The organism is Actinacidiphila acididurans (genome assembly GCF_016918855.1).
In the GTDB taxonomy this organism is placed as follows: Bacteria; Actinomycetota; Actinomycetes; order Streptomycetales; family Streptomycetaceae; genus Actinacidiphila; species Actinacidiphila acididurans.
This window is the reverse complement of sequence record NZ_JADKYB010000006.1, coordinates 387,726-412,275: the sequence shown is the minus strand read 5'-3', so window position 1 is coordinate 412,275 and position 24,550 is coordinate 387,726. Positions and strand designations below refer to the sequence as shown.

The window sequence follows — 24,550 nt, the reverse complement described above, 5'->3', positions numbered from 1 at the left end:
CCGCCCGTCGGAAGCGGAGGTCCACGATGAACAATCCGGCCGAATCGGTATTTCCCCGCCCCCTGGTGGACGCCTTTCTGGCGGACCCCGGCGCCCCGGCCTTCGAATTCCGGTCGCAGCCCGTCAGCCGCGGCCGCATGGTGGAACTGATCCGCGACTGCGTGGCCGGCCTGCGCGCCCATGGCCTCGGCCCGGGCAGCGCGGTGGCCGTGACCACCGCGGTCACCCCGGCCGGCTTCGCCGCCCACATGGCCGCCCACCTGCTCGGCTGCCGGGTGACCGCGCTGCGCCCCGGCCTGACACCGGCTCAGCTCCGGCACGTCCTGACCTGGTCGCCGGACGGCGTGATCGCCGACGACACCACCGCCGGACCGCAACTCGCGGAAGCCGCCCACCCCGCCCCGGTCCTGGACATCGACCGCGACCTGCTCGCCCCGGCCCCGCTGACCGGCGACGAACTGACCCCGAAGGGCGACCCCGACGCGGTCGCCCTGATCACGCTGACCAGCGGCAGCACCGGCATGCCCAAGGGCTGCGCGCAGACCTACGGCTCCTTCCGCGAGCACTGGGCCTGGAACCCGGACCGGCACAGCCCGGTGATCCGCCGGCTCGGCGCGCGCTACGGCCGCTTCCTGCTCTTCGGCACCCTCACCAGCGCGGTGATGCTGGAACACCTGGCGCTGTCCCTCTACAGCGGCGGCACCGCGGTGATCCCCGAGCCGCGCGCGGTCTTCCCCGAGGTCTTCCAGGAGCACCGGATCACCGCCTGCCTGTGCACGGTGCCGCGGCTCTACGCGATCCTGGACGACCTGCGCGCCCGCGACGTCGACGTCAGCAGCCTGCGCGCACTCCTGGTGGCCGGCTCCCCGCTGCCCCCGCACCGGCTGGCCGAGGCCGTGGACCGGCTCGGCGACGCCGTCCTCCAGGGCTACGGCCAGACCGAGACCGGCATGCTCGCCCTGCTGCCGACCGAGGAACTGGCCGCGCACGGCGCCTCCGTACTGGACGCGGTCGGCCGCCCGCTGCCCGGCATCGGGCTGAGCGTGCGCGGCCCCGACGGCACCGAACTGCCCACCGGCGGCACCGGCGAGATATGGGTCCGGGCCGGCGGCCAGATGTCCGGCTACTGGCAGGACGAGGAGCAGACCCGCGAGGTCGTCCAGGACGGCTGGATCCGCACCCGCGATCTCGGTTCCTTCGGCACCGACGGCTTCCTCCGCCTGGTCGGCCGTGCCCGCGATGTCATCTTCGTCAACGCGATCCTCTACTACGCCGGCGCCATCGAGGCGGCCCTCGCCGCCCACCCCGACGTCGACCAGGCCTACGTAGTGGCTGCGCCCGACGAGCACACGGGCGAAGCCGCACACGCTTTCGTCGTCCCCGCTCCAGGTCGCGTGCCCGCACTCGACGCCCTGCGGGCCGCCGTGCGCTCCGCCCTCGGCGAGGCGGCGATTCCCTCGACCATCACCGTCCTCGACACGGTTCCGGTCGCCCCGAGCGGCAAGCCCGACAAGAAGGCCCTCCTCGCCCGGGTGACCGCCACCTGAACCCCCTACGGTTCGCCGGGAGCACTCCGGGCCTCGCCTGACGGCGGAACGGTTCGCCGGGGATACCCCGGGGGCCGCGGCTGCGCCGCGGGGCTCGCCGGGAAAACCAAGGGGCGCGGGGAACTGCGCGACAAGCCCCATTACGTGGCGCGGGTCGCCACCGGCCCAAAGGGGCAATTGCTGTCGCATCCGGACCACCGGCCGTCAGTGGGGGTACCCCCAGGCGAAGCTCTGGGGGAGCTCGCGCAGTTCCCCGCGCCCCTGCGGGGCGCTCCCGGCGAACCGTGCGGCGCAGCCGCACCCCGTCAGGTACTCCGGGCCTGCCCGTACCCCTTGAGCTTGGCCGCTACGCGGCCCAGGGCACGGGTGGAGAGGGTGCGGGGCCGGCCCGCGTCGGGAGCGGCGGCGGCCAGGAGCCAGACGCGGCAGAGCCATTCGAGCTGGGCGGTGCGGTCGTACGCCTGGTCGAGGTCGTCGCCGAAGGCAATCGTGCCGTGGTTGCGCATCAGGCAGGCGGTGCGGCCGTCGCGCAGGGCTTTGAGGACGGCGCGGGCGAGTTCGTCGGTGCCGTAGAGGGCGTAGTCGGCGACCAGGATCTGCCCGCCGAGGCCCGCGGCGGCGTAGTGCACGTTGGGCAGCTTGCTGACCAGCGTGGAGGCGGCGGTGGCGTGCGGCGCGTGGGTGTGCACGATGGCCAGGGCGGGGGTCGAGCGGTAGAGGGCCAGGTGGGTGGGCAGTTCGCTGGTGGGCCGCAGGGAGCCGTGCACCTGGTTGCCGGCGAGGTCGACGGCGACCGCGTCGTCCGGTCCGAGCCGGTCGTACGGCACCCCGGTCGGCGTGACCAGCACCAGGTCACCGACCCGGGCCGAGACATTGCCCGACGTGCCGGTCACCAGGCCGTCCGCGACCGTCCGGCGGGCCGTGTCCACCACTTGCGACCAGGCTTTCTCCAGTGCGTCCCGCACGGCGAATCCTTTGCACCCTGTCCTGCACGCTGATCATTGCCGACCGCCCGGCGGGCGCAGTAGCGTCCGCCGGACACCACCCACCGAGCACAAGGACGGCAGGGAAATTATGACCGTCAACGGCGGCATTTCCTTCTGGTACGCGGGCACCGGGATTCCCTTGCCGCGGGAGCCGCTGGCCGGCTCGCGCGACGCGGACGTGGTGATCGTCGGCGGCGGCTACACCGGGCTGTGGACCGCGTACTACCTGAAGAGCGCCGCGCCCGAGTTGCGGGTGACCGTGCTGGAGGCGCGTTTTTGCGGGTACGGCGCCTCGGGGCGCAACGGCGGCTGGCTCTACAACGGGGTCGCCGGGCGCGACCGGTACGCGGCGCTGCACGGGCGGGAGGCCGCCGTCGCGCTCCAGCGGGCCATGAACGACACGGTCACCGAGGTGATCGAGGTGGCCGGGCGGGAGGGCATCGACGCCGACATCCATCGCGGCGGGGTGCTGGAGGTGGCGTACTCCCCCGCGCAACTGGCCCGGCTGCGGGCGTACCACGAGGCCGAGGTGGCCTTCGGGGAGCGCGAGCGGGTGCTGCTGAGCGCGGCGGAGGCGGCGGGCCGGGTGCGGGTGGCGGGCACGGTCGGCGGCACCTGGACGCCGCACGGCGCGCGGGTGCAGCCGGCGAAGCTGGTGCGGGGGCTGGCCGCGGCGGTGGAGCGGCTCGGGGTGAGCGTGCACGAGTCCACTCCGGTCACCGAGATCCGCCCGGGCCACGCCGTGACGCCGTACGGCACGGTCCGCGCGCCCTATGTGCTGCGCTGCACCGAGGGCTTCACCGCGTCGCTCAAGGGCCAGCGGCGCACCTGGCTGCCGATGAACTCCTCGATGATCGTCACCGAGCCGCTGCCGCCGGAGGTCTGGGCGACCATCGGGTGGGAGGGCGCGGAGACGCTGGGCGACATGGCGCACGCGTACATGTACGCGCAGCGCACCGCGGACGGCCGGATCGCGCTGGGCGGGCGCGGGGCACCGTACCGGTTCGGCTCGCGGACCGACAACGACGGCGGCACGTCGGCGGCGACGGTGGCCGCGCTGCGCGCGATCCTGGTGCGCTTCTTCCCGGCGACGGCCGGGGTGGCGGTCGATCATGCCTGGTCGGGGGTGCTGGGGGTGCCGCGGGACTGGTGCGCGGGCGTCCATCTGGACCGGGCCACCGGGCTCGGCTGGGCCGGCGGCTACGTGGGCAGCGGCGTGGCGACCTCGAACCTGGCCGCGCGCACCCTGCGCGACCTGGTGCGGCTGGACGCGGGCCAGGGGCGGCCCACCGAACTGACCGCGCTGCCCTGGGTGGGCCACCGGGTACGGCGCTGGGAGCCGGAGCCGCTGCGGTGGGCGGGCGTGCACGGGCTGTACGCGGCCTACCGGGCGGCGGACCGGCGCGAGCGGCGCGGGCACAGCGCCCGTACGGACGTGGTGGCGCGGTACGCGGACCGGATCGCCGGCCGCCACTGACACCCGCCGGACACGGCCCGTACGGAAGCCATATCGGTGACGTTCATCTCTCATTAACAACAGCACTCCGAAGACGCTCCCAGTTCATCTTCCGTTCACCGGTCGTCCGTACGGTCACCGTCGCCACCTGTCCGAGCGAACGGAACCCGGGCCCATGGAACACATGACGCTCCTGATCGGAATCGTCATCGTCACCGCTCTCGTGTTCGACTTCACGAACGGCTTCCACGACACCGCCAACGCCATGGCCACCACCATCTCGACCGGTGCTCTGGGGCCGCGGACGGCAGTGGCGATGTCCGCCGTGCTGAACCTGGCCGGCGCCTTCCTGTCGGTGCAGGTCGCCAAGACCATCTCCGGCGGCATCGTGGACGAATCGGCCGGGATCCGGCCGGAGGTGATCTTCGCCGGGCTGGTGGGCGCGATCGTCTGGAACATGCTGACCTGGCTGGCCGGGCTGCCGTCCAGTTCCTCGCACGCGCTGTTCGGCGGGCTGATCGGGGCCACCCTGGTGGCCGTCGGCGCCCACGGCATCCACGGCGACGCGGTGGTCATGAAGGTGCTGATCCCCGCGGTGGCGGCGCCGATCGTGGCGGGACTGGCCGCGACGGCGGCCACCCGGCTGACCTATCTGCTGGGCCGCCGCGCCGACCCGGCGGCCGCGTCCCGCGGCTACCGGGCCGGGCAGATCGCCTCGGCCGGCCTGGTCTCGCTGGCCCACGGCACCAACGACGCGCAGAAGACGATGGGCGTGATCACCCTCACCCTGATCACCGGCGGGGTCGTGGCCCCGCACTCCGACCCGCCGCTGTGGGTGATCGTCTCGGCCGGCACCGCGATCGCGCTGGGCACCTATCTCGGCGGCTGGCGGATCATCCGCACCATCGGCCGGGGCCTGACCGACATCGAGCCGCAGCAGGGCTTCACCGCGCAGACCGGCGCCGCCGCCACCATCCTGGCCTCCTCGCACCTGGGCTTCGCGCTGTCCACCACGCAGGTCTCCTCCGGCGCGGTGATGGGCGCCGGGCTCGGCCGCATCGGCGCCGTGGTCCGGTGGAGCACCGCCGGCCGGATGGTCGCCGCCTGGGCGCTGACACTCCCCGCGGCCGGCCTGGTCGGCGCGGGCGCGGCGCTGCTGGCCGACCAGGGCGCCTGGGGCATCACCCTGGTCGCCGTCCTCGGCCTGGCCGTTTGCGCGGCGATCCGTACCGCCGCCCGCCGCCGCCCGGTCACCCACGCCAACGTCAACGACCTGCCGGCCGAACCCCAGGACGCGGTCGCCGCGGCGGTCGCAGCCGTCTCCCCGCCGCCCCCGGCCGCCTCCTCCACCACCACCTCCGCCCCCACCACGGCCTGAAGGACCCCGCGATGAGCATCGACTGGCACGCCCTCCTCACGGTCCTCTGCGCCACCCTGGCCGCCACGGTCGGCCTGGTGGGCCTGTTCACCCTCGGCGTCGTGGGCCTCGCCCGCCCCGCCGGCGCCGCCCGCCCCCGCCCGGCCACCGCCGCCCTGACCCGCGCCGCCTCCTGGCTCTGCTTCGCCGCCTGCGCCGCCGCGACCGTCTGGGGCATCTGGCTGATCACCGCCAAGTAGCGGCCGGGCGGCCGCCGTTCCCGCAGGCGCCGGCCGCAGGGCGCGGAATGTGCCGATGTGGGGCCGGACACAGTCGGTCCGTGCAGGTCAGGGGTGAGTTGACGGGGTTTGCCGCACGTGGTGAACTGCCTGGAGCCATACGGCGGCAGGAGAGGAAGTCCGGTGCGAATCCGGCGCGGTCCCGCCACTGTCACCGGGGAGTGCACTCCCACCCTGTACGTCACGGCCGGTTCACCGGCTGGAAGACCGGGAGTGCGTTGATCCGGGAGCCAGGAGACTCTCACCGCCGGTCACGTCGAACCAGGGCGAGGACCCTGAGTGAGGACTTCCGCCATGCCCGGCTTGCGCGTTCCCGTTCCCCCGCCCCGCAGCGTCCGCCGGAGGAGAGTGCCGGCGGCGGACTGACGCGATGCGTACCGACGGCTTTCACAGCACTTATGCGTACGGTGCCGCGCTCGGTTTCCTCGGCGACCTGCTGACCGGCGATCCCCGCCGCGGCCACCCCGTGGCGGGATTCGGCGCGCTGGCCGGTGCCCTGGAACGGCGGATGTGGCGCGACGACCGGCTCACCGGCACCGCCTACGCCGCACTGTGCGCCGGTGGCGCGGCCGGCGCGGCGGCGCTGGCGACCCGCGGCGTACGCTCCTCCGCCGCGCTCTCCCTCGCGCTCGCCTCCGCGGCCACCTGGACCGTGCTCGGCGGCACCTCGCTGACCCGGGAGGCGCGGGCGATCGCCGCCGCCCTGGAGGCCGGTGACCTGGCGGCGGCCCGCGCCCGGCTGCCGCACCTGTGCGGGCGCGACCCGCAGGCGCTGGACGAGGCCGGGATCGCCCGGGCGGTGGTGGAATCGGTGGCCGAGAACACCTCGGACGCCGTGGTGGGCGCCCTGGTGTGGGGGGCGCTGGCCGGAGTGCCCGGCCTGGTGGGCTTCCGCGCGGTCAACACCCTCGACGCGATGGTGGGTCACAAGTCGCCGCGGCACCTTCGGTTCGGCTGGGCCGCGGCCCGGCTGGACGACCTGGCCGGCCTGCCCGGCTCCCGCCTGACCGCCGCCCTCGCGGTGCTGGCCGGCCCGCACCCGGGCTCGGCGCTGCGCACCTGGCGGCGCGACGGCCGCCGCCACCCCAGCCCCAACGCCGGGCCCGTGGAGGCCGCGTTCGCCGGGGCGCTGCGCCGCCGCCTGGGCGGCACCCTTTCCTACGCCGGCCGCACCGAGCACCGCCCGGTCCTGGGCGCGCAGTTCCCCCCGCCCGGCCCCGCCGACATCACCCGTGCCGTCCGCCTGTCCCGCCGCGTCGGCCTGCTCGCCGCCGCCGGGTCCGTCCTCGCCTCGGCCGTACGGCAGCGCCGCCGCCCCGGGACGGCCGAGTCGACCGGGCCGAACGGGCCTGAAGGAGCCGCCTCGTGAAGGGAATCCTGATCGCCGGCACGTCCAGCGACGCCGGCAAGAGCGTGCTGGTCGCCGGGATATGCCGGTTCCTGGCCCGGCGCGGGTTGCGGGTCGCGCCGTTCAAGGGCCAGAACATGAGCCTGAACTCGTTCGTGACCCGGGAGGGCGCCGAGATCGGCCGGGCGCAGGCCATGCAGGCGCAGGCCGCGCGGGTGGAGCCGTCGGCGCTGATGAACCCGGTGCTGCTCAAGCCCGGTGGGGACAGCCGCAGCCAGGTGGTGGTCCTCGGCCGGCCGGTGGGCGAGCTCAGCGCCCGCGGCTATCACGGCGGCCGGCAGGGCGAGTTGCTGGCCACGGTGACGGACTGCCTGGAGCAGTTGGGCGCCACCCACGACGTGGTGGTCTGCGAGGGCGCCGGCAGCCCCGCCGAGATCAACCTGCGCCGTACCGACATCGTGAACATGGCCGTCGCCCGGGCCGCAGGCCTGCCGGTCCTGGTGGTCGGCGACATCGACCGCGGCGGGGTGTTCGCCGGCCTGTTCGGCACCACCGCGCTGCTGAGCCCCGACGACCAGAAGCTCGTCGCCGGCTACGTGGTGAACAAGTTCCGCGGCGACCGGAGCCTGCTGCGCCCGGGCCTGGACATGCTGGCGAAGCTGACCGGCCGCCCGACGCTGGGCGTCCTGCCGTACACCCACGGCCTGGGCATCGACGAGGAGGACGGACTCCGTGTCTCCTTGCGCGGCTCGTCACGCGAGTCCGCGGCCGGCGAGCCGTACGGCAGGGACGTGCTGCGCGTCGCGGTGGCCGCGGTCCCGCTGATGTCCAACTTCACGGACGTGGACGCGCTGGCCGCCGAACCGGGCGTGGTCGTCCGGTTCGTGGACCGGCCGCAGGACGTGGCGGACGCCGACCTGGTGGTGCTGCCCGGCACCCGCGGCACCGTAAGGGCGCTGGAGTGGCTGCGCGCGCAGGGCCTGGCCGATGCGGTACGGCGCCGCGCCGCCGAGGGCCGGCCGGTGCTGGGCGTGTGCGGCGGCTTCCAGATGCTCGGCGAGCGCATCGAGGACGAGGTGGAGTCGCGGCGCGGCACCGTCGACGGGCTCGGCCTGCTGCCGGTACGGGTCCGGTTCGCCGCCGACAAGACCCTGGCCCGCCCGTCCGGCAGCCACTACGGCGAGCCGGTCGCCGGCTACGAGATCCACCACGGCGTGGCCGACGTCCGCGGCGGCGAACCGTTCCTGGACGGCTGCCGGGTCGGCGCGGTGTGGGGCACCCACTGGCACGGCTCGCTGGAGAGCGACGGCTTCCGGCGCCGCTTCCTGGCCGAGGTCGCCGCCGCCGCGGGCCGCGACTTCGTGCCCGCACCCGGCACCCGCTTCGCCGCGCTGCGCGAGGAACAACTCGACCGCCTCGGCGACCTGGTCGAGGAGCACATGGACACCGCCGCGCTGCTGCGGCTCATCGAGGACGGCGCACCCGCCGGCCTCCCCTTCGTCGCACCGGGGGCGCCATGACCACCGTTCTGCTGCTGTCCACCGCCGACACCGACCTGCTGGCCGCCCGCGCGGCCGGCGACACCGCCGCGGACGGGACGGCGTACCGGATCGGCAACCCGGCCCGCACCGACCCGGAAACCGACCTGCCGGCGCTGCTGGACGGCGCCGACGTGGCCGTGGTCCGGCTGCTGGGCGGGCGCCGCACCTGGGAGAAGGGCCTCGAACTGCTGGTCGGCTCCGGCATTCCCACGGTGCTGCTGGGCGGCGAGACCGTACCGGACGCCGAGTTGATGGCCATGTCCTCGGTACCGGCCGGCGTGGTCGCCGAGGCGCTGCGCTACCTCGTCGAGGGCGGCCCGGACAACCTCGCGGAGCTCGCCCGCTTCCTGTCCGACACCGTCCTGATGAGCGGCGAGGGCTTCGAACCGCCGCGCCGCATGCCGCAGTTCGGCGTGCACGGCACTTACCCGTACGAGGAGGGCCGCCCCACCGTCGCGGTCCTCTTCTACCGCGCGCACGAACTGTCCGGGAACACCGCCTTCGTGGACACCCTGTGCGCGGCCGTCGAGGCGAAGGGCGCCAACGCCCTGCCGGTGTACTGCGGTTCGCTGCGCGGCGCGCCCGAGGGCCTGTACGAGCTGCTGGGCCGGGCCGACGCGATCGTCACCACGGTGCTGGCGGCCGGCGGCACGGTCGCCGCGCAGGCGAGTGCGGGCGGCGAGGAGGAGGCCTGGGACATCGGGGCGCTGGCCGACCTCGACGTGCCGATCGTCCAGGGCCTGTGCCTGACCACCTCCCGCGCGGCCTGGCTGGACAGCGACGCCGCGCTGTCCCCGATGGACGCGGCGATGCAGGTGGCGATCCCGGAGTTCGACGGGCGGCTGATCACCGTGCCGTTCTCGTTCAAGGAGACCGGCCCGGACGGGGTGCCGGTGTACGCGGCCGACCCGGAGCGGGCGGCCCGGGTGGCCGGCATCGCGGCCCGGCACGCGGCACTGCGCCACACCCCGAACGCCGGGAAAAGACTCGCCCTGGTGTTCACCGCCTACCCCACCAAGCACTCCCGGGTCGGCAATGCGGTCGGCCTGGACACCCCCGCCTCCGCGATCGCGCTGCTGCACGCCCTGCGCGCGGACGGCTACGACGTCGGGGAGATCCCCGCGGACGGCGACGAGCTGATCCACCGGCTGATCGCCGCCGGCGGCCACGACGTGGAATGGCTGACCGAGGAGCAGCTCGCCGCCGCGCCCGCCCGGGTGCCGCTGGCCGACTACCGCGACTGGTTCGCCGCCCTCGACAGTGAGCTGAAGGCGGCGATGCTCACGCACTGGGGCGAGCCGCCCGGCTCGCTGTACGTCGACGGCGACGACATCGTGCTGGCGTCACTCCAATTCGGCAACGTGGTGGTGCTCATCCAGCCGCCGCGCGGCTTCGGCGAGAACCCGATCTCCATCTACCACGACCCGGACCTGCCGCCCTCGCACCACTACTTGGCCGCCTACCGCTGGCTGGACCGCACCTTCGGCGCGGACGCCATCGTGCACCTCGGCAAGCACGGCACCATGGAGTGGCTGCCCGGCAAGGGCCTGGGCCTGTCCGCCGCCTGCGCGCCCGACGCGGTGCTCGGCGACCTGCCGCTGGTCTACCCCTTCATCGTCAACGACCCCGGCGAGGGCACCCAGGCCAAGCGGCGCGGCCACGCCACCGTCGTGGACCACCTGGTGCCGCCGATGGCCCGCGCCGACTCCTACGGCGACCTGGCCAAGCTCGAACAGCTCCTGGACGAGTACGCCATGGTCAACGACCTGGACCCGGCCAAGGCCCCGGCACTGCGCAGCCAGATCTGGACCCTCGTCCGGGCCGCCGAGCTGCACCACGACCTGCACGTGGCCGAACAGCCCGACGCCGACGACTTCGCCGACTTCGTCCTGCACGTCGACGGCTGGCTGTGCGAGATCAAGGACGTCCAGATCCGCGACGGCCTGCACATCCTGGGCGCGGGCCCGGCCGGCGAGGCCCGGATCAACCTGGTGCTCGCGGTGCTGCGCTCCGCCCAGGTGTGGGGCGGCTCCGGCGGCGCGCTGCCCGGCCTGCGCGCCGCCCTGGCCGAGCACTTCGGCCTGGTGGAGAAGGAACTGCTCGCCGAGCCCGGCGCCCCGGCCGAGGTGCCCGCCGCACTGACCGCGCTCGCCGCCGGCCCGGCCCGCACCGCTTCCGACGCCATCGACCTGCTGGAAACGCTGGCCCGGCGGCTGGCCGAGGCGATGGAGGAACGGGACTGGGCGGGCGACGCGGCCCACGAGGCGGTGCGCGAGGTGCTGGCCGGCCGGGCGGTACCGGAGGCGGTACACGTCCTGGACTTCGCCGCCACCGAAGTCGTGCCCCGGCTGGCCCGCACCAGCGACGAGATCGCCCATGTGCTGCGCGCCCTGCGCGGCGGCTACGTGCCGGCCGGCCCCTCCGGCTCCCCCACCCGCGGCCTCGTCAACGTCCTGCCGACCGGCCGCAACTTCTACTCCGTCGACCCCAAGGCCATCCCCTCCCGCCTGGCCTGGGACGTCGGCACCGCCCTCGCCGACTCCCTGCTCGCCCGCCACCTCGCCGACACCGGCACCTACCCGGCGTCCGTGGGCCTGACGGTGTGGGGTACGTCCTGCATGCGCACCCAGGGCGACGACATCGCCGAGATCCTGGCCCTGCTCGGCTGCCGCCCGGTCTGGGACGACGCCTCCCGCCGCGTCACCGGCTTCGAAGTGGTGCCCGCGGACGAGCTGGGCCGGCCCCGCATCGACGTCACCGTGCGCATCTCCGGCTTCTTCCGCGACGCCTTCCCGCACGTGGTGGCCCTCCTTGACGACGCCGTACGCGCGGTCGCCGCCCTCGACGAACCCGCCGACATCAACCACGTCCGGGCCCACGTCCAGCAGGACCTGGCCGAACACGGCGACCAGCGCCGGGCCACCTCCCGCATCTTCGGCTCCAAGCCCGGCGCCTACGGGGCCGGCCTGCTGCCGCTCATCGACGCGCGCAACTGGCGCGACGACTCCGACCTCGCCGAGGTGTACGCGGTCTGGGGCGGCTACGCGTACGGGCGCGGCCTGGACGGGCGTCCGGCCCGCGGCGACATGGAGGCGGCGTTCCGGCGGATCCAGGTCGCGGCGAAAAATGTCGACACCAGAGAACACGACATCGCCGATGCCGACGACTACTTCCAGTACCACGGCGGGATGGTCGCGATGGTGCGGCACCTCACCGGCTCCTCACCGGAGGCGTACGTGGGGGACAGCGCGCTGACGGATCAGGTGAAGACCAGATCGCTGGCCGAAGAGACCCACCGGGTATTCCGGGCGCGCGTGGTCAACCCACGCTGGATGAGCGCGATGAAACGGCACGGATATAAGGGCGCTTTCGAGATGGCCGCGACGGTCGACTACCTCTTCGGGTACGACGCGACGGCCGGCGTCGTGGACGACTGGATGTACGAGAAGCTGGCCGCGGAGTACGTCTTCTCGCCGGAGAACCAGGAGTTCATGCGGCGGTCCAACCCGTGGGCGCTGCGGGGGATTTCGGAACGGCTGCTGGAGGCGGCCGACCGCGGGCTGTGGGCGGAGCCGGACCAGGAGACGCTGGAGCGGCTCCGGCAAATCTACCTTGAGCTCGAGGGAGATCTGGAGGGAGAGGAATGACCTCCCGGATAACCCACGCATGTGCGGGGCCCACAGCATGGGCTCGACCAGGTGCTCGTGGAGCAACGGATCAACCCCGCAGCGGCGGGGACCAGAACACCAGTATGGCGAGCGCGTCTCCAGGCATCGTCCGTATCCGGCTGACGTCATTCGAAGGAGTGAACCGCGCATGAGCGTGCCCTACCCGTTCACCGCAGTGGTCGGTCAGGACAGTCTGCGGTTGGCGCTGTTGCTCAACGCGGTGAACCCGGCCATTGGCGGCGTCCTGGTCCGCGGCGAGAAAGGGACCGCCAAGAGCACGACCGTGCGTGCCTTGGCCGCGCTCCTCCCGGAGGTGACAGTCGTGCCGGGCTGCCGCTTCAGCTGTGACCCCGCGTCGCCGGACCCCGCCTGCCCGGACGGGCCGCACCCCACGGACACCAGGACGCAGGCCCGGCCCTCCCGGCTGGTGGAGCTGCCGGTGGGCGCCTCGGAGGACCGGTTGGTGGGCGCGCTGGACATCGAGCGTGCCCTTGCCGAGGGCGTGAAGGCGTTCGAGCCGGGCCTGCTGGCGGCGGCCCACCGCGGCATCCTCTATGTGGACGAAGTCAATCTCTTGCACGACCATCTGGTCGACTCGATCCTCGACGCCGCCGCCATGGGCGAGAGCCATGTGGAGCGCGAGGGCGTCTCGGTGCGGCACGCGGCGCGCTTCATCCTGGTCGGGACGATGAACCCGGAGGAGGGCGAGCTGCGCCCGCAGTTGCTGGACCGGTTCGGGCTGACCGTCGAGGTGAGCGCGTCCCGGGAGACGGACGAGCGGGTCGAGGTGGTGCGGCGGCGGCTGGCGTACGACGCGGATCCCGCCGGTTTCGCGGGCCGCTGGGCGGGCGAGGAGGAGGCGCTGCGCGGCCGGATCGCGGCGGCCCGGGCGCTGCTGCCGGAGGTGCGGCTGGGCGACGCGGCGCTGCGGCAGATCGCCGCGACCTGTGCCGCTTTCGAGGTGGACGGCATGCGCGCGGACATCGTGATGGCGCGTACCGCGACCGCGCTGGCCGCCTGGGCGGGCCGGACGGTGGTGCTGGCGGAGGACGTACGGCAGGCCGCGTTGCTTGCGCTGCCGCACCGCCGACGCCGCAACCCGTTCGACGCGCCGGGCCTGGACGAGGACAAACTGGACGAGACGCTGGCCCGGGAGCGCGGCTCCGACCAGGACCCGGACCCCGACCAGGACCCCGATCCGGACCCGGACGGCGGTCCGGACGGCCCGGGCGGAGGCAAGGGGCCCGACAACGGCCCGGAGGGCAGCGGCTCCGACGACGGCGGAGCACAGGTTCCCGGCGACGGCTCCGGTACGGAGTCCGGTGGCGTGCCGAAGCCCGGCGGGTCGGACGGCGAGCGCGCGCCGGCGGCGGCGGCCGGGGAGCCGTACCGGATCCGGCCGCTGACCGTGCCGGGGCTGGGCGAGGGCGCGGCGGGCCGCAGGTCGCGGGCGCTGACCGCGTACGGCAGGACCACCGGGGCGCGGCGGCGGCGCGGCGGTGACCGGCTGACGAAGCTGCACCTGGCGGCCACGGTCGCGGCGGCGGCCCCGTACCAGCGGGCGCGCGGCCGGAGCGGGCCCGGGCTGGTGGTGCGGCGGGACGACCTGCGGCAGGCGGTGCGCGAGGGCCGCGAGGGCAATCTCGTGCTGTTCGTGGTGGACGCCTCCGGCTCGATGGCGGCCCGGCAGCGGATGGGCGCGGTGAAGGGCGCGGTGCTGTCGCTGCTGCTGGACGCCTATCAGCGGCGGGACAAGGTCGGCCTGGTCACTTTCCGGGGCAGCGGCGCGGAGTTGGCGCTGCCGCCGACCTCGTCGGTGGACGCGGGGGCTGCGCGGCTGACGGCGCTGCCCACCGGGGGCCGTACCCCGCTGGCCGCGGGGCTGCTCAAGGCGCACGAGGTGCTGCGGGTGGAGAAGCTGCGGGATCCCGCGCGCCGCCCGCTGCTGGTCGTGGTCACCGACGGGCGGGCCACCGGCGGTCCGCGGCCGGTGGAACTGGCCGCGCGGGCGGCCGGTCTGCTGGCCGCGGCCGGAACGGCCTCGGTGGTCGTGGACTGCGAGTCGGGCCCGGTCCGGCTGGGGCTGGCCGGTGATCTCGCCGGGCACCTGGGCGGGGTCGCGGTCACGTTGGGCGAATTGCGCGCGGACACGGTGTCCGCGCTGGTCAGGGACGTACGGAGGGCCGCCTGATGCCGCAGGGACAGCCGAGTGTCGTGCCCGACGACGGGCTGACGACCCGTCAGCGCCGCAACCGTCCGCTGACGATCGTCCACACGGGCGTGGGCAAGGGGAAGTCGACCGCGGCCTTCGGGCTGGCGCTGCGCGCCTGGAATCAGGGCTGGCCGGTCGGGGTGTTCCAGTTCGTGAAGTCCGCCAAGTGGCGGGTCGGCGAGGAGCGGGCACTGCGCGTGCTCGGCGCCTCCGGCGAGGGCGGCACCGTGGCCTGGCACAAGATGGGCGAGGGCTGGTCGTGGGTGCAGCGCACCGCCGCCCAGGAGGCCACCAGCGAGGAGGCCGCGCTCGAGGGCTGGGCCCAGGTCAAGCGGGACCTGGCCGCCGAGACGTACCGCCTGTACGTGCTGGACGAGTTCGCCTACCCGCTGCACTGGGGCTGGGTCGACACCGCCGAGGTCGTCGCGGTGCTGCGCGACCGCCCCGGCACCCAGCACGTCGTCATCACCGGCCGCAACGCGCCGCCCGCCCTGATCGACGCCGCCGACCTGGTCACCGACATGTCCAAGGTCAAGCACCCGATGGACACCGGCCAAAAGGGCCAGAAGGGGATCGAGTGGTGAGCGCGCAGTTCTTCTGCCCGACCGTCACCGTGCCCTTCTCCTCAGGCGCGGGCCTGCCCGGCCTAGCGCCGGGCCGGCGAGCCGGCGGCCGACAGGGGATCAAGTGGGCGACCGCCCTACATCCCCGCCCGATCACCACATCCCCCGCCTCCGGTGCGGGCCTGCACTGCCTCGCCCCGGACCGGCGAGCGGAGGGCCGGGGCCGGGCCCGGCGGGTGAGCACCGCGCTCCCCCAGCCGGCCGTCATCGCATCGGCTTCGACCGGCACGAGCCTGACGACCGGCCGTGCATCGCACCGCGTGGATGACCGGACGCGGGCCGAGTGGGTGACCGGCGCGCTCCCCCGCCCGGTCCTCGCCGCACCCGACTCCGGCGGCCAGGTCTGCCTCGCGAAGGACCGTGAAGGGGTCGCCTCGTGACCGCCGTACTCCCCCGGCTGGTCATTGCCGCGCCGGCTTCCGGCAGTGGCAAGACGACGGTCGCCACCGGGCTCATGGCCGCCCTCACGGCCGCGGGTCTTGCCGTCTCGCCGCACAAGGTGGGGCCGGACTACATCGATCCGGGGTATCACGCGCTGGCCACCGGGCGGCCCGGGCGCAATCTGGACGCCTATCTGTGCGGGGCGGAGCTGGTCGGGCCGCTGTTCCGGCACGGGGCGCAGGGGTGCGACGTGGCCGTGGTCGAGGGCGTGATGGGCCTGTACGACGGTGCGTCCGGGCAGGGCGAGGTCGGGTCGACCGCGCAGGTGGCCAAGCTGCTGCGGGCGCCGGTGGTGCTGGTGGTGGACGCCGCCCGGCAGTCGCGTTCGGTCGCCGCGCTGGTGCACGGCTTCGCCTCGTTCGACCCGGAGGTCCGGATCGGCGGGGTGGTCCTCAACAACGTCGGCTCGGCGCACCACGAGACGCTGCTGCGGGACGCGCTCGCCGAGTCCGGTGTGCCGGTCCTCGGCGCCCTGCCCCGTACCCCCGATCTGCATGTGCCCTCCCGTCATCTGGGCCTGGTGCCCGCCGCGGAACGCCGGGCCGAGGCGCTGGCCTGGATCCGGGCCGCGGGCGAGCGGGTGCGGGAATCCTGCGACCTCCAGGCGCTGCTGGCGCTGGCCCACTCGGCGCCCCCGGTGCCGGACGAGGCGTGGGACGCGGGGGCCGCGGTGCGGGGGGCGGCACTCAGCGAAGACACGGACCGGGGGCAGCGGGCCGAGGACGGACGCGACGGCCCGCGAACCCAGGGCGTGGACAACGCCGCACCTGCCGCCGGCCCTACCCCCCGTACCGAACGCCCCCTCCTCGCCGTCGCCGGCGGCGCGGCCTTCACCTTCGGCTACCCGGAGAACAGGGAGCTGCTGGAAGCGGCCGGCGCCGAGTGCGTCCCCTTCGACCCGTTGGCGGACGAAGCGCTTCCCGAGGGCACGGCCGGCATCGTGATCGGCGGCGGCTTCCCGGAGGCGTACGCCCCCGCGCTGTCCGCGAACGCGGCCCTGCGCCGGGAGATCGCCGCCTTCACCGGCCCGGTCGCCGCGGAGTGCGCCGGGCTGCTCTACCTGACCCGGGCCCTGGACGGCAGTCCGATGTGCGGGGTGCTGGACGCCACCGCGGAGATGACCGACCGGCTGACCCTGGGCTATCGGGAGGCGGTCGCACTCGGCGACAGCGTGCTGGCCCGGGCCGGCACGCGGCTGCGCGGTCACGAGTTCCACCGTACGGAGGTGCGGCCGACAGCCGCTCACGAGCCGGCGTGGGGCTTCACCCACCCCCGGCGCCGTACCGAAGGCGTGGTCAGCGGCCAGGTGCACGCCTCCTACCTGCATGTGCACTGGGCCGCCGAACCCGCCCTGGCCGGGCGCCTGGTCGCGCAGGCGCGCCGCACGAGTCCCGTCGAAAGGTGTGCCGTATGAGCATGGTGCTGACCGGTGTCGGGGTCGGCCCCGGCGACCCCGAGCTGATCACCGTCAAGGGGGTGCGGGCGCTGCGCGAGGCGGGCGCGGTCGTGGTGCCGGTGATGGAGGGCGGCGAGCCGGGCCGCGCGGAGGCGACCGTACGCCACTACGTCCCCGACGAGGCGGTCGTGCGCGTGGTGTTCGCGCTGAACGAGCGGGCCGACCGGGGCCGCCGCGAGGCCGCGTGGGACGCGGCGGGCGCGCGGGTGGCCGAACTGCTGCGCGCGCACGGCTCGGTGGCGTTCGCGACGATCGGTGACCCCAACATCTACTCGACCTTCACCTATCTGGCGGCGACGGTCGGCGCGCTGCTGCCCGCGGGTGAGCTGACCGTGGCGACCGTGCCGGGCATCACCGCGATGCAGGACCTGGCCGCGCGCGGCGGGGCCGTACTGACCGAGGGCACCGAGCCGCTGACGCTGGTGCCGGTGACCGCGGGCGCCGCGGTGCTCAAGGACGCGCTGGAGGGGCCGGGCACGGTCGTGGCCTACAAGTTCGGGCGGCAGGCGGCGCAGGTCGCGGCGGCACTGCGGGACACCGGGCGGCTGGAGGGCGCGGTGTGGGGCAGTGCGCTGGGGCTGGCCGGGGAGTCGATCCGGCCGGCCGCGGAACTGCCGGACGGCCCGCTGCCGTACCTGTCCACGCTGATCGCGCCCGCGCGGCGGACGGAACGCGGGGGCAAGCTGTGAGCGCGCGGGTCACCATCGTGGGCGCCGGCCCGGGCGCGGCGGATCTGCTGACCTTCCGGGCGGCGCGGGCGATCGCCGAGGCGGACGTGGTGATCTGGGCGGCCAGCCTGGTGCAGGCGGACGTGCTGGAGCACGCCCGGGCGGACGCGGAGATCCTGGACTCGGCTGCGATGTCGCTGGAGGACGTGGTCGCGGTCTACGAGCGGGCCCGGCGCGAGGGGCTGCGGGTGGCGCGGATCCACTCCGGCGACCCGGCGCTGTGGGGCGGCACGCAGGAGCAGGTGGACCGGTGCGGGGAACTCGGCATCGAGGTGGAGATCGTGCCCGGTGTCTCGTCCTTCTCCGCGGTCGCGGCGGCGGCCGGCCGCGAGCTGACCATTCCGGAGGTCGCGCAGTCGGTGATCCTGACCCGGCTGGGCGGCGGGAAGACGCCGATGCCGCCGGGCGAGGAGGTACGGGAGTTCGCCCGGCACGGCACCACCATGGCCGTGTTCCTGTCCGCGGCCCGCTCCGGGCAGCTCGCCGCCGAACTGCTGGCCGGCGGCTATCCGGTGGACACGCCGGTGGTGATCGCCCATCAGGTCACCTGGCCCGAGGAACTGCTGCTGAGCTGCACGGTGGGCACGCTGGAGGAGACCGTCAAGGCGCACAAGCTGTGGAAGCACACGCTGTTCCTGGTCGGCCTGGCCCTGTCCGCGACGGGTACGCGCTCGCACCTGTACCACCCGGGGCACTTCCACGGGCACCGGCGGGCCGACCCGGCGGCGCGGCGGGCGCTGCGCGAGTCGCGCGGGTGAGCGCGATGGTTTCCGCGGCTTGCGGGGCGAGTGGGCGCCGTGGCTGACGCCGTGAGCAGGGTGGCCGGTACGGACGGCGCGATCAGGGTGGTCGGTACGGGGACGGCGGACGGCCCGGTGCCGCTCGCCGTCGGTGCCGCGGAGCTGGTGGTGGGCGCCACCCGGCACCTGGCGGCGGCCGCGCTGCCCGGGGGGGTACGGCAGGTGGCGCTCGGGCCGCTGGCGCCCGCGCTCGACGTGATCGCCGAATACGTGGCCGCCGGGCGCCCGGTGACCGTGCTCGCCTCGGGCGATCCCGGGTTCTTCGGGATCGTACGGGCGCTGGGCGCGCGGTTCGGCGCGGCCGCGCTGGACGTACGGCCCTCCGTGCCGTCGGTGGCCGCCGCTTTCGCCCGGCTCGGGCTGAGCTGGGACGACGCGGTGGTGGTCAGCGCGCACGGGCGCGAGCCGCGGACCGCGGTGAACGTCTGCGCCGCGCACCGCAAGGTGGCCGTGCTGACCGGGCCCGGCGCCGGGCCGGCCGAACTCGGCGCCGCGCTGGCCCGTACCGGGGTGCCGCGCACCCTCGTGGTCGCCGCCGGGCTCGGTACGGCGCAGGAGTCGGTGGTACGGGTCGACCCGGCGCAGGCCGCGCGCCGGGCGTGGGGGCCGGGCGTCGCGGTGGTACTCAGCCTCGGCGGGCCGGAGCCGGACTGGACCGGGGCCGCCGCCCGTACGCTGACCGGTCCGGCGGGGGCGCCGCGCGAGTGGGCGCTGCCCGAGGACGCTTTCGCGCACCGCGATTCGATGGTCACCAAGTACGAGGTACGGGCCCTGGTGCTGGCCCGGCTCGGGCCGCGCACCGGCGAGCTGGTGTGGGACGTCGGGGCCGGGTCGGGCTCGGTGGCCGTGGAGTGCGCGCGGTTCGGGGCGGCGGCGGTGGCCGTCGAACGTGATCCGGGCGCGGCCGAGCGGATCCGGGCCAACGCAGCCGCCCACCGGGTGGACGTCCAGGTGGTGTGCGGGGCCGCGCCCGGCGCGCTGGCCGGACTCGCCGTGCCCGACGCGGTGTTCGTCGGCGGCGGGGGCGCGGAGCTTCCGGAGATCGTGGCGGAGTGCGCGCGGGTGGTACGGCGCCGGGTCGTGGTCACACTGGCCGCCGTCGACCGGGTGCGCGAGGTGCGGCTCGCCCTCGCCTCGGCCGGGCTGGTGCCCGAGGGCACGCTGCTCCAGGCCTCGCGGCTGGCGCCGCTGCCCGGTGAGGTCACCCGGCTCGCCGCGGCGAACCCCGTTTTCGTCCTGTGGGGCACCAGGCCCCCTGCTTCCTTGAAGGAGCTCGACCTGTGATCGGCCTCATCGCCACCACGGCCGCGGGCCGGCACGGCTGCGACCGGCTCGCCGCCGCCCTCCCGGGGCCGACCCGCGTCTACGACGGTCCCGTGCGCGATGTCGTGCCGACGGCTTTCGGGGACTGCGATCAGCTCGTCCTCTTCCTCGCCACGGGTGCCGCCGTCCGCCTGCTTGCTCCTTTGCTGTCGGACAAGCGCACCGACCCCGGCATCGTCATCGTCGACGAGGCCCACGCCTTCGCCGTCGCCCTCCTCGGCGGCCACGCCGGCGGGGCGAACTCCCTTGCCCACCAGGTCGCCGACATCCTCGGCGCCCACCCCGTCGTCACCACCGCGACCGACTCCGTCGGCCTCACCCCCCTCGACGCCCTCCCCTACCCCGTCGAAGGGCCCATCGCCTCCGTAACCCGCTCCCTCCTCGACGGCTCCCCCGTCCACCTCCGCGCGGACGCGATCTGGCCCTTGCCGCCGCTTCCCGTCCTCCCGGACGGGGCTTCACCTGCCGGCGGGTCACCCGGCGTCCCCGGGGCACCCGGACCCGCTGCGGTCAGTGCGGCACCGCCGGACCCCGCCATCCCGCGTCCCGCCGCGGCGGCGGACTTGGGGGGCAGCGGCCTCGCCCCCCAGGGCCCCGACGACGCCCTGCCCTCGCCTGTGGCCGGCACCGCAATCCCCGGCCCGGCCGGGACCAGTGCGGCAGCTCCTGGCTCACCCGACGTCCCCGCGGCAACTCCCGGGGCACCCGGACCCGCTGCGGTCAGTTCGGCACCGCCGGACCCCGCCATCCCGCGTCCCGCCGCGGCGGCGGACTTGGGGGACGGCAGCCTCGCCCCCCAAGGCCCCCTCATCTGGGTCACCGACCAGGTGCGGCCCGAAGAAGGCGTCGTGTACGTGCGGCCGCCTTCCCTCGTGGTCGGGGTCGGCGCGAGCAAGGGCGTGAGCGTTGAGGAAGTGCTCGGGTTGGTCAGGGGCGCCCTCGAGGAGGCGGGGCTGGCGGAGAGGAGTGTGGGGGTGATGGTGACTGTGGAGGCGAAGAAGGGGGAGCCGGGGATCGTGGGGGCGGCGGAGAGGCTGGGGGTGGAGTTGGTGGCGTACGGGGCGGAGGAGTTGAAGGAGACAGCGGTACCGAATCCGTCCAAGGCTGCGTTGGCCGCGGTGGGGACGGCATCCGTGGCGGAGGCGGCCGCGTTGGTGGGGGCGGCGGGCGGGGAGTTGGTGGTGGAGAAGCGGAAGTCGGCGATGGCGACCGTGGCCGTGGCGCGGCGGGTGCCGCGGGGGCGGCTGGCCGTGGTGGGGCTGGGGCCGGGGGCCCGGGATCTGCTGACGCCGCGGGCGCGGCGGGAGTTGACGGCCGCGTCGGTGGTGGTGGGCCTGGACCAGTACGTGGCGCAGATCGAGGATCTGCTGCGGCCGGGCACCCGGGTCGTGGCGTCGGGCCTGGGCGCGGAGGAGGAGCGGGCGCGTACGGCGGTGGCGGAGGCTCGCAAGGGGCACGCGGTGGCGCTGATCGGCAGCGGTGACGCGGGCGTGTACGCGATGGCCTCCCCGGCGCTGGCGGAGGCGGCCGACGACATCGACGTGGTGGGCGTGCCGGGGGTGACCGCGGCGCTGGCGGCCGCGGCGCTGCTGGGCGCGCCGCTGGGCCACGACCACGTGTCGATCAGCCTGAGCGACCTGCACACGCCGTGGCCGGTGATCGAGAAGCGGGTGCGGGCGGCGGCCGAGTCGGACCTGGTGGTGACGTTCTACAACCCGCGCAGCCGGGGCCGGGACTGGCAGTTGCCGAAGGCCGTGTCGATCCTGGCGGAGCACCGCGCGCCGGACACCCCGGTGGGCGTGGTGCACGCGGCGTCGCGGCCGGACGAACGTACCGAGGTGACCACGCTGGCCGGCCTCGACCCGCGCACCGTGGACATGGTCACCGTGGTGACCGTCGGCAACACGGCGACCCGTACGGTGGCCGGCCGGATGGTCACCCCGCGCGGCTACCGCTGGCAGTCCGGCCCGGCCGCCCCCGAGCACGCGGAGGAGAAATGAACCGTACGGTGCACCCGATCGAGCAGGAGTCGTACCGGATCCTGCGGTCCCGCCTGGACACCTCGGGCTTCGCCCCGCTGCACCGCGCGGTGCTGGAGCGGGTGGTGCACGCGAGCGCGGACCTGGCGTACGCGACCGACCTGGTGGCGTACGAGGGCGACCTGCGGACCGCGCACGAGGCGCTGCACACCGGGGCGCCGATCGTGGCCGACGTGGAGATGGTCGCGGCCGGGATCACCCGGCGCCGGGCGGTGTGCCGGCTGGCGGAGGCGACGGCGGTGCCGGGGCTGACCCGCAGCGCGCACGCGGTCCGGCTGGCCTACGAGGAGGTGGGGCCGGGCGCGGTGTGGGTGATCGGCTGCGCCCCGACCGCGCTGGAGGAGCTGATCGCGCTGGACGCGGCGCCGGCGCTGGTGATCGGGCTGCCGGTGGGCTTCGTGGGCGCCGCGGAGAGCAAGGCGCACCTGCGTGCGTCGGGGCTGCCCGCGGTGAGCAACGTCTCGGAGAAGGGCGGATCCGCGGTGGCCGCCGCGGCCGTCAACGCCCTGCTCTACACCGCGCATCCGCTGCCGCACCCCGAGGAGGACAACCGGTGACCCTGCCCGCCGTAGGCCACACCACCCGTACCGCACCCGCGCTCCCGCCCACCCGGCGGACCGCACGGACCCCGCGACCCCAGGAGAACCACCGGTGAACCCGCCCGCCCTGCTGCTCGTCGGCCACGGCACCCGTGACGAGGCCGGGGCCGACGCCTTCCGCGCCTTCGTGGAGACGTTGCGCGCCGCCGACCCGGACCTGCCGGTGGGCGGCGGGTTCATCGAGCTGTCGCCGCCGCCGCTGTCGGACGCGGTGGCCGGCATGGTGGCCGACGGCGTACGGAGGTTCGCCGCGGTGCCGCTGGTGCTGGTCTCGGCCGGGCACGCGAAGGGCGACATCCCGGCGGCGCTGGCCCGCGAGGAGTTGCGGCACCCGGGGGCGTCGTTCGCGTACGGCCGCCCGCTGGGCCCGCATCCGCACCTGCTGACGATCCTGGAGCGGCGGGTGGACGAGGCGTTGGCCGGGTCCCCGTCCACCGGCCGGGCGGACACCACGGTGCTGCTGGTGGGCCGCGGTTCGACCGATCCGGACGCGAACGCCGAGGTGTTCAAGGTGGCCCGGCTGCTGTGGGAGGGCCGTGGTTACGCGGGCGTGGAGACCGCGTTCGTGTCGCTGGCCGAGCCGTCGGTGGCGGCCGGCCTGGAGCGCTGTCGCAGGCTGGCCGCCGGGGACGACGGCACCGGCGGACGGGTGGTGGTGCTGCCGTACTTCCTGTTCCCGGGGGTGCTGCCGGACCGGGTACGGGACCAGGCCCGCGACTGGGCGGCCGGGCACCCGGGCACGGACGTGCGGTACGCGGACGTGCTGGGCGGCGAACCGGAGCTGGCCGCGCTGGTGATGGAGCGGTACCGGGAGACGCTGACCGGCGACCTGCGGATGAACTGCGACAGTTGCGTGTACCGGGTGAAGCTGCCGGGCTTCGAGGACCGGGTGGGGCGGCCGCAGCAGCCGCACCACCACCCGGACGACCCGGCGCACGCCCACCACGGCGAGCCGGGACACGACGGACCCGACCACGGACCCGACCACCACGGCCACGGGCACCCGCATGCGCACTCCCACTGACGCCGGCCGTCACCAGCCCCCTCACCGGCCCCACCACCGGCAGCACGACCTGCGCTTCCACGGCGACTCCGAGGTCGGCGACGGCCTGGTCGACCTGGCCGTCAACGTGCGGGCGGGCACGCCCCCGCCGTGGCTGCGGGAGCGGATCGCGGCCTCGCTGACCGGGCTGGCCGCCTATCCGGACGGCTCGGCGGCACGGGAGGCGGTGGCCGCCCGGCACGGCCGCCCGGCCGGGGAGGTGCTGCTGACGGCGGGCGCGGCGGAGGCGTTCGTACTCCTGGCCAGGGCGCTGCGGCCGCGCCGGGCGGTGGTGGTGCACCCGCAGTTCACCGAGCCGGAGTCGGCGCTGCGCGCGGCCGGGCACCCGGTGGAGCGGGTGCTGCTGCCGGCGCGGGACGGCTTCCGGCTGGACCCGGCCGCGGTGCCGGCGGGCGCCGACCTGGTGGTGGTCGGCAACCCGACCAACCCGACCTCGGTGCTGCACCCGGCGGCGCTGGTGCGGCGCCTCGCGCGGCCGGGCCGCACGCTGGTGGTGGACGAGGCGTTCATGGACGCGGTGCCCGGCGAGCGGGAATCGCTGGCGGCGGCCGGTGACGTGCCGGGGCTGGTGGTGCTGCGCAGCCTCACCAAGACCTGGGGCCTGGCGGGGCTGCGGATCGGCTACCTGCTGGCCGCGCCGGACACGGTCGCGGAGCTGGCCCGGGCCCAGCCGCTGTGGGCGGTGTCGGCGCCGGCGCTGGCGGCGGCGGTGGCCTGCATGGAGCCGCAGGCGCTGGCCGAGGCGGCGCGGGCGGCGGACACGGTCACCGCGGACCGCGCGTATCTGGTGGCGCGGCTGCGCGAGGTGCCCGGGGTGGAGGTCGCGGCCGACCCGCCGGCGGCCCCCTTCCTGCTGCTGCGGCTGCCGGCGGCCGAGGCGGTACGGCTGCGGCTGCGCGAGCTGGGCTGGGCGGTCCGGCGCGCGGACACCTTCCCCGGCCTGGGCGCGACCTGGCTGCGGGTGGCCGTCCGGGACCGCCGCACCAGCGACGCCTTCACCGGGGCCCTGGCCGCCGCAATGGCTGCCGGGACGACCGCGGGCTGAGCGGGAGCGTCCGGGGACG

The 24,550-nt window shown here is 75.2% G+C and carries 18 protein-coding genes and 1 riboswitch; of the genes, 17 read left to right on the top strand and 1 reads right to left on the bottom strand.

Annotation, left to right across the window (positions count from 1 at the left end; all coding sequences use genetic code 11):
* Positions 1-26: 26 nt before the first annotated feature.
* Positions 27-1,547 carry a class I adenylate-forming enzyme family protein gene (locus ITX44_RS14125; RefSeq protein ID WP_205357504.1) on the top strand — a complete coding sequence of 507 codons (1,521 nt, stop codon included), beginning with the start codon at positions 27-29 and terminating at the stop codon, positions 1,545-1,547.
* Between the two features lie 305 nt (positions 1,548-1,852).
* Here the strand turns inward: ITX44_RS14125 and ITX44_RS14120 are convergent, their stop codons facing one another.
* Positions 1,853-2,512 carry a class II aldolase/adducin family protein gene (locus ITX44_RS14120; RefSeq protein ID WP_307795263.1) on the bottom strand — a complete coding sequence of 220 codons (660 nt, stop codon included), beginning with the start codon at positions 2,510-2,512 and terminating at the stop codon, positions 1,853-1,855.
* A 109-nt stretch (positions 2,513-2,621) separates the two neighbouring features.
* Here ITX44_RS14120 and ITX44_RS14115 point away from each other — a divergent pair, with 109 nt between their 5' ends.
* The 16 genes from ITX44_RS14115 to cobC all read left to right on the top strand — a co-directional run bounded on the left by ITX44_RS14115 (position 2,622) and on the right by cobC (position 24,531).
* A complete protein-coding gene (locus tag ITX44_RS14115) occupies positions 2,622-4,010 on the top strand; it encodes an NAD(P)/FAD-dependent oxidoreductase (protein ID WP_205357503.1) in 1,389 nt (462 codons plus the stop codon).
* A 154-nt stretch (positions 4,011-4,164) separates the two neighbouring features.
* Entirely contained in the window at positions 4,165-5,367 is a 1,203-nt protein-coding gene (locus ITX44_RS14110; protein ID WP_205357502.1) for an inorganic phosphate transporter, read from the top strand.
* Between the two features lie 11 nt (positions 5,368-5,378).
* Complete coding sequence (locus ITX44_RS14105; RefSeq protein ID WP_205357501.1) at positions 5,379-5,606, top strand: hypothetical protein; 228 nt, start codon at positions 5,379-5,381, stop codon at positions 5,604-5,606.
* Between the two features lie 103 nt (positions 5,607-5,709).
* A riboswitch (cobalamin riboswitch) is annotated at positions 5,710-5,906 on the top strand.
* Between the two features lie 109 nt (positions 5,907-6,015).
* A complete protein-coding gene (locus tag ITX44_RS14100) occupies positions 6,016-7,014 on the top strand; it encodes a cobalamin biosynthesis protein (RefSeq protein WP_205357500.1) in 999 nt (332 codons plus the stop codon).
* Positions 7,011-8,513: a cobyric acid synthase gene (locus ITX44_RS14095; RefSeq protein WP_205357499.1), complete on the top strand. Its 1,503-nt coding sequence runs from the start codon at positions 7,011-7,013 to the stop codon at positions 8,511-8,513. The genes ITX44_RS14100 and ITX44_RS14095 overlap by 4 nt, the downstream gene beginning before the upstream one ends.
* A complete protein-coding gene (gene cobN, locus ITX44_RS14090) occupies positions 8,510-12,181 on the top strand; it encodes a cobaltochelatase subunit CobN (RefSeq protein WP_205357498.1) in 3,672 nt (1,223 codons plus the stop codon). Before ITX44_RS14095 ends, cobN begins: the two co-directional genes overlap by 4 nt.
* A 169-nt stretch (positions 12,182-12,350) precedes the next feature.
* Entirely contained in the window at positions 12,351-14,393 is a 2,043-nt protein-coding gene (locus ITX44_RS14085) for a putative cobaltochelatase (protein WP_205357497.1), read from the top strand.
* The gene (gene cobO, locus ITX44_RS14080; protein WP_205357496.1) at positions 14,393-14,998 is read left to right on the top strand and encodes a cob(I)yrinic acid a,c-diamide adenosyltransferase; all 606 of its coding nucleotides are present in this window, start codon (positions 14,393-14,395) and stop codon (positions 14,996-14,998) included. The genes ITX44_RS14085 and cobO overlap by 1 nt, the downstream gene beginning before the upstream one ends.
* Positions 14,999-15,413: 415 nt before the next feature.
* Positions 15,414-16,892 carry a cobyrinic acid a,c-diamide synthase CobB gene (locus ITX44_RS14075; RefSeq protein WP_205357495.1) on the top strand — a complete coding sequence of 493 codons (1,479 nt, stop codon included), beginning with the start codon at positions 15,414-15,416 and terminating at the stop codon, positions 16,890-16,892.
* Entirely contained in the window at positions 16,889-17,623 is a 735-nt protein-coding gene (cobI, locus tag ITX44_RS14070; protein ID WP_205357494.1) for a precorrin-2 C(20)-methyltransferase, read from the top strand. The genes ITX44_RS14075 and cobI overlap by 4 nt, the downstream gene beginning before the upstream one ends.
* Complete coding sequence (gene cobM / locus ITX44_RS14065) at positions 17,620-18,420, top strand: precorrin-4 C(11)-methyltransferase (RefSeq protein ID WP_205357493.1); 801 nt, start codon at positions 17,620-17,622, stop codon at positions 18,418-18,420. The genes cobI and cobM overlap by 4 nt, the downstream gene beginning before the upstream one ends.
* A gap of 39 nt (positions 18,421-18,459) precedes the next feature.
* Complete coding sequence (cbiE, locus tag ITX44_RS14060; RefSeq protein ID WP_372440908.1) at positions 18,460-19,746, top strand: precorrin-6y C5,15-methyltransferase (decarboxylating) subunit CbiE; 1,287 nt, start codon at positions 18,460-18,462, stop codon at positions 19,744-19,746.
* Entirely contained in the window at positions 19,743-21,785 is a 2,043-nt protein-coding gene (gene cobJ, locus ITX44_RS40960; RefSeq protein WP_307795262.1) for a precorrin-3B C(17)-methyltransferase, read from the top strand. Before cbiE ends, cobJ begins: the two co-directional genes overlap by 4 nt.
* Complete coding sequence (locus tag ITX44_RS14045) at positions 21,782-22,381, top strand: precorrin-8X methylmutase (RefSeq protein ID WP_205357492.1); 600 nt, start codon at positions 21,782-21,784, stop codon at positions 22,379-22,381. Before cobJ ends, ITX44_RS14045 begins: the two co-directional genes overlap by 4 nt.
* Positions 22,382-22,475: 94 nt before the next feature.
* On the top strand, positions 22,476-23,447 hold the full coding sequence (locus ITX44_RS14040; protein ID WP_205357491.1) for a sirohydrochlorin chelatase: 972 nt from the start codon (positions 22,476-22,478) through the stop codon (positions 23,445-23,447).
* On the top strand, positions 23,431-24,531 hold the full coding sequence (cobC, locus tag ITX44_RS14035) for an Rv2231c family histidinol phosphate aminotransferase CobC (protein ID WP_205357490.1): 1,101 nt from the start codon (positions 23,431-23,433) through the stop codon (positions 24,529-24,531). The genes ITX44_RS14040 and cobC overlap by 17 nt, the downstream gene beginning before the upstream one ends.
* The last annotated feature ends 19 nt before the right edge of the window (positions 24,532-24,550 follow it).

What these genes read in the sequence shown, in the direction of transcription:
- ITX44_RS14125 (WP_205357504.1), top strand. Translation starts at nt 27, where the DNA reads ATGAACAATCCGGCCGAATCGGTATTTCCCCGCCCCCTGGTGGACGCC.
- ITX44_RS14115 (WP_205357503.1), top strand. Translation starts at nt 2,622, where the DNA reads ATGACCGTCAACGGCGGCATTTCCTTCTGGTACGCGGGCACCGGGATT.
- ITX44_RS14110 (WP_205357502.1), top strand. Translation starts at nt 4,165, where the DNA reads ATGGAACACATGACGCTCCTGATCGGAATCGTCATCGTCACCGCTCTC.
- ITX44_RS14105 (WP_205357501.1), top strand. Translation starts at nt 5,379, where the DNA reads ATGAGCATCGACTGGCACGCCCTCCTCACGGTCCTCTGCGCCACCCTG.
- ITX44_RS14100 (WP_205357500.1), top strand. Translation starts at nt 6,016, where the DNA reads ATGCGTACCGACGGCTTTCACAGCACTTATGCGTACGGTGCCGCGCTC.
- cobN (WP_205357498.1), top strand. Translation starts at nt 8,510, where the DNA reads ATGACCACCGTTCTGCTGCTGTCCACCGCCGACACCGACCTGCTGGCC.
- ITX44_RS14085 (WP_205357497.1), top strand. Translation starts at nt 12,351, where the DNA reads ATGAGCGTGCCCTACCCGTTCACCGCAGTGGTCGGTCAGGACAGTCTG.
- cobO (WP_205357496.1), top strand. Translation starts at nt 14,393, where the DNA reads ATGCCGCAGGGACAGCCGAGTGTCGTGCCCGACGACGGGCTGACGACC.
- cobI (WP_205357494.1), top strand. Translation starts at nt 16,889, where the DNA reads ATGAGCATGGTGCTGACCGGTGTCGGGGTCGGCCCCGGCGACCCCGAG.
- ITX44_RS14045 (WP_205357492.1), top strand. Translation starts at nt 21,782, where the DNA reads ATGAACCGTACGGTGCACCCGATCGAGCAGGAGTCGTACCGGATCCTG.
- cobC (WP_205357490.1), top strand. Translation starts at nt 23,431, where the DNA reads ATGCGCACTCCCACTGACGCCGGCCGTCACCAGCCCCCTCACCGGCCC.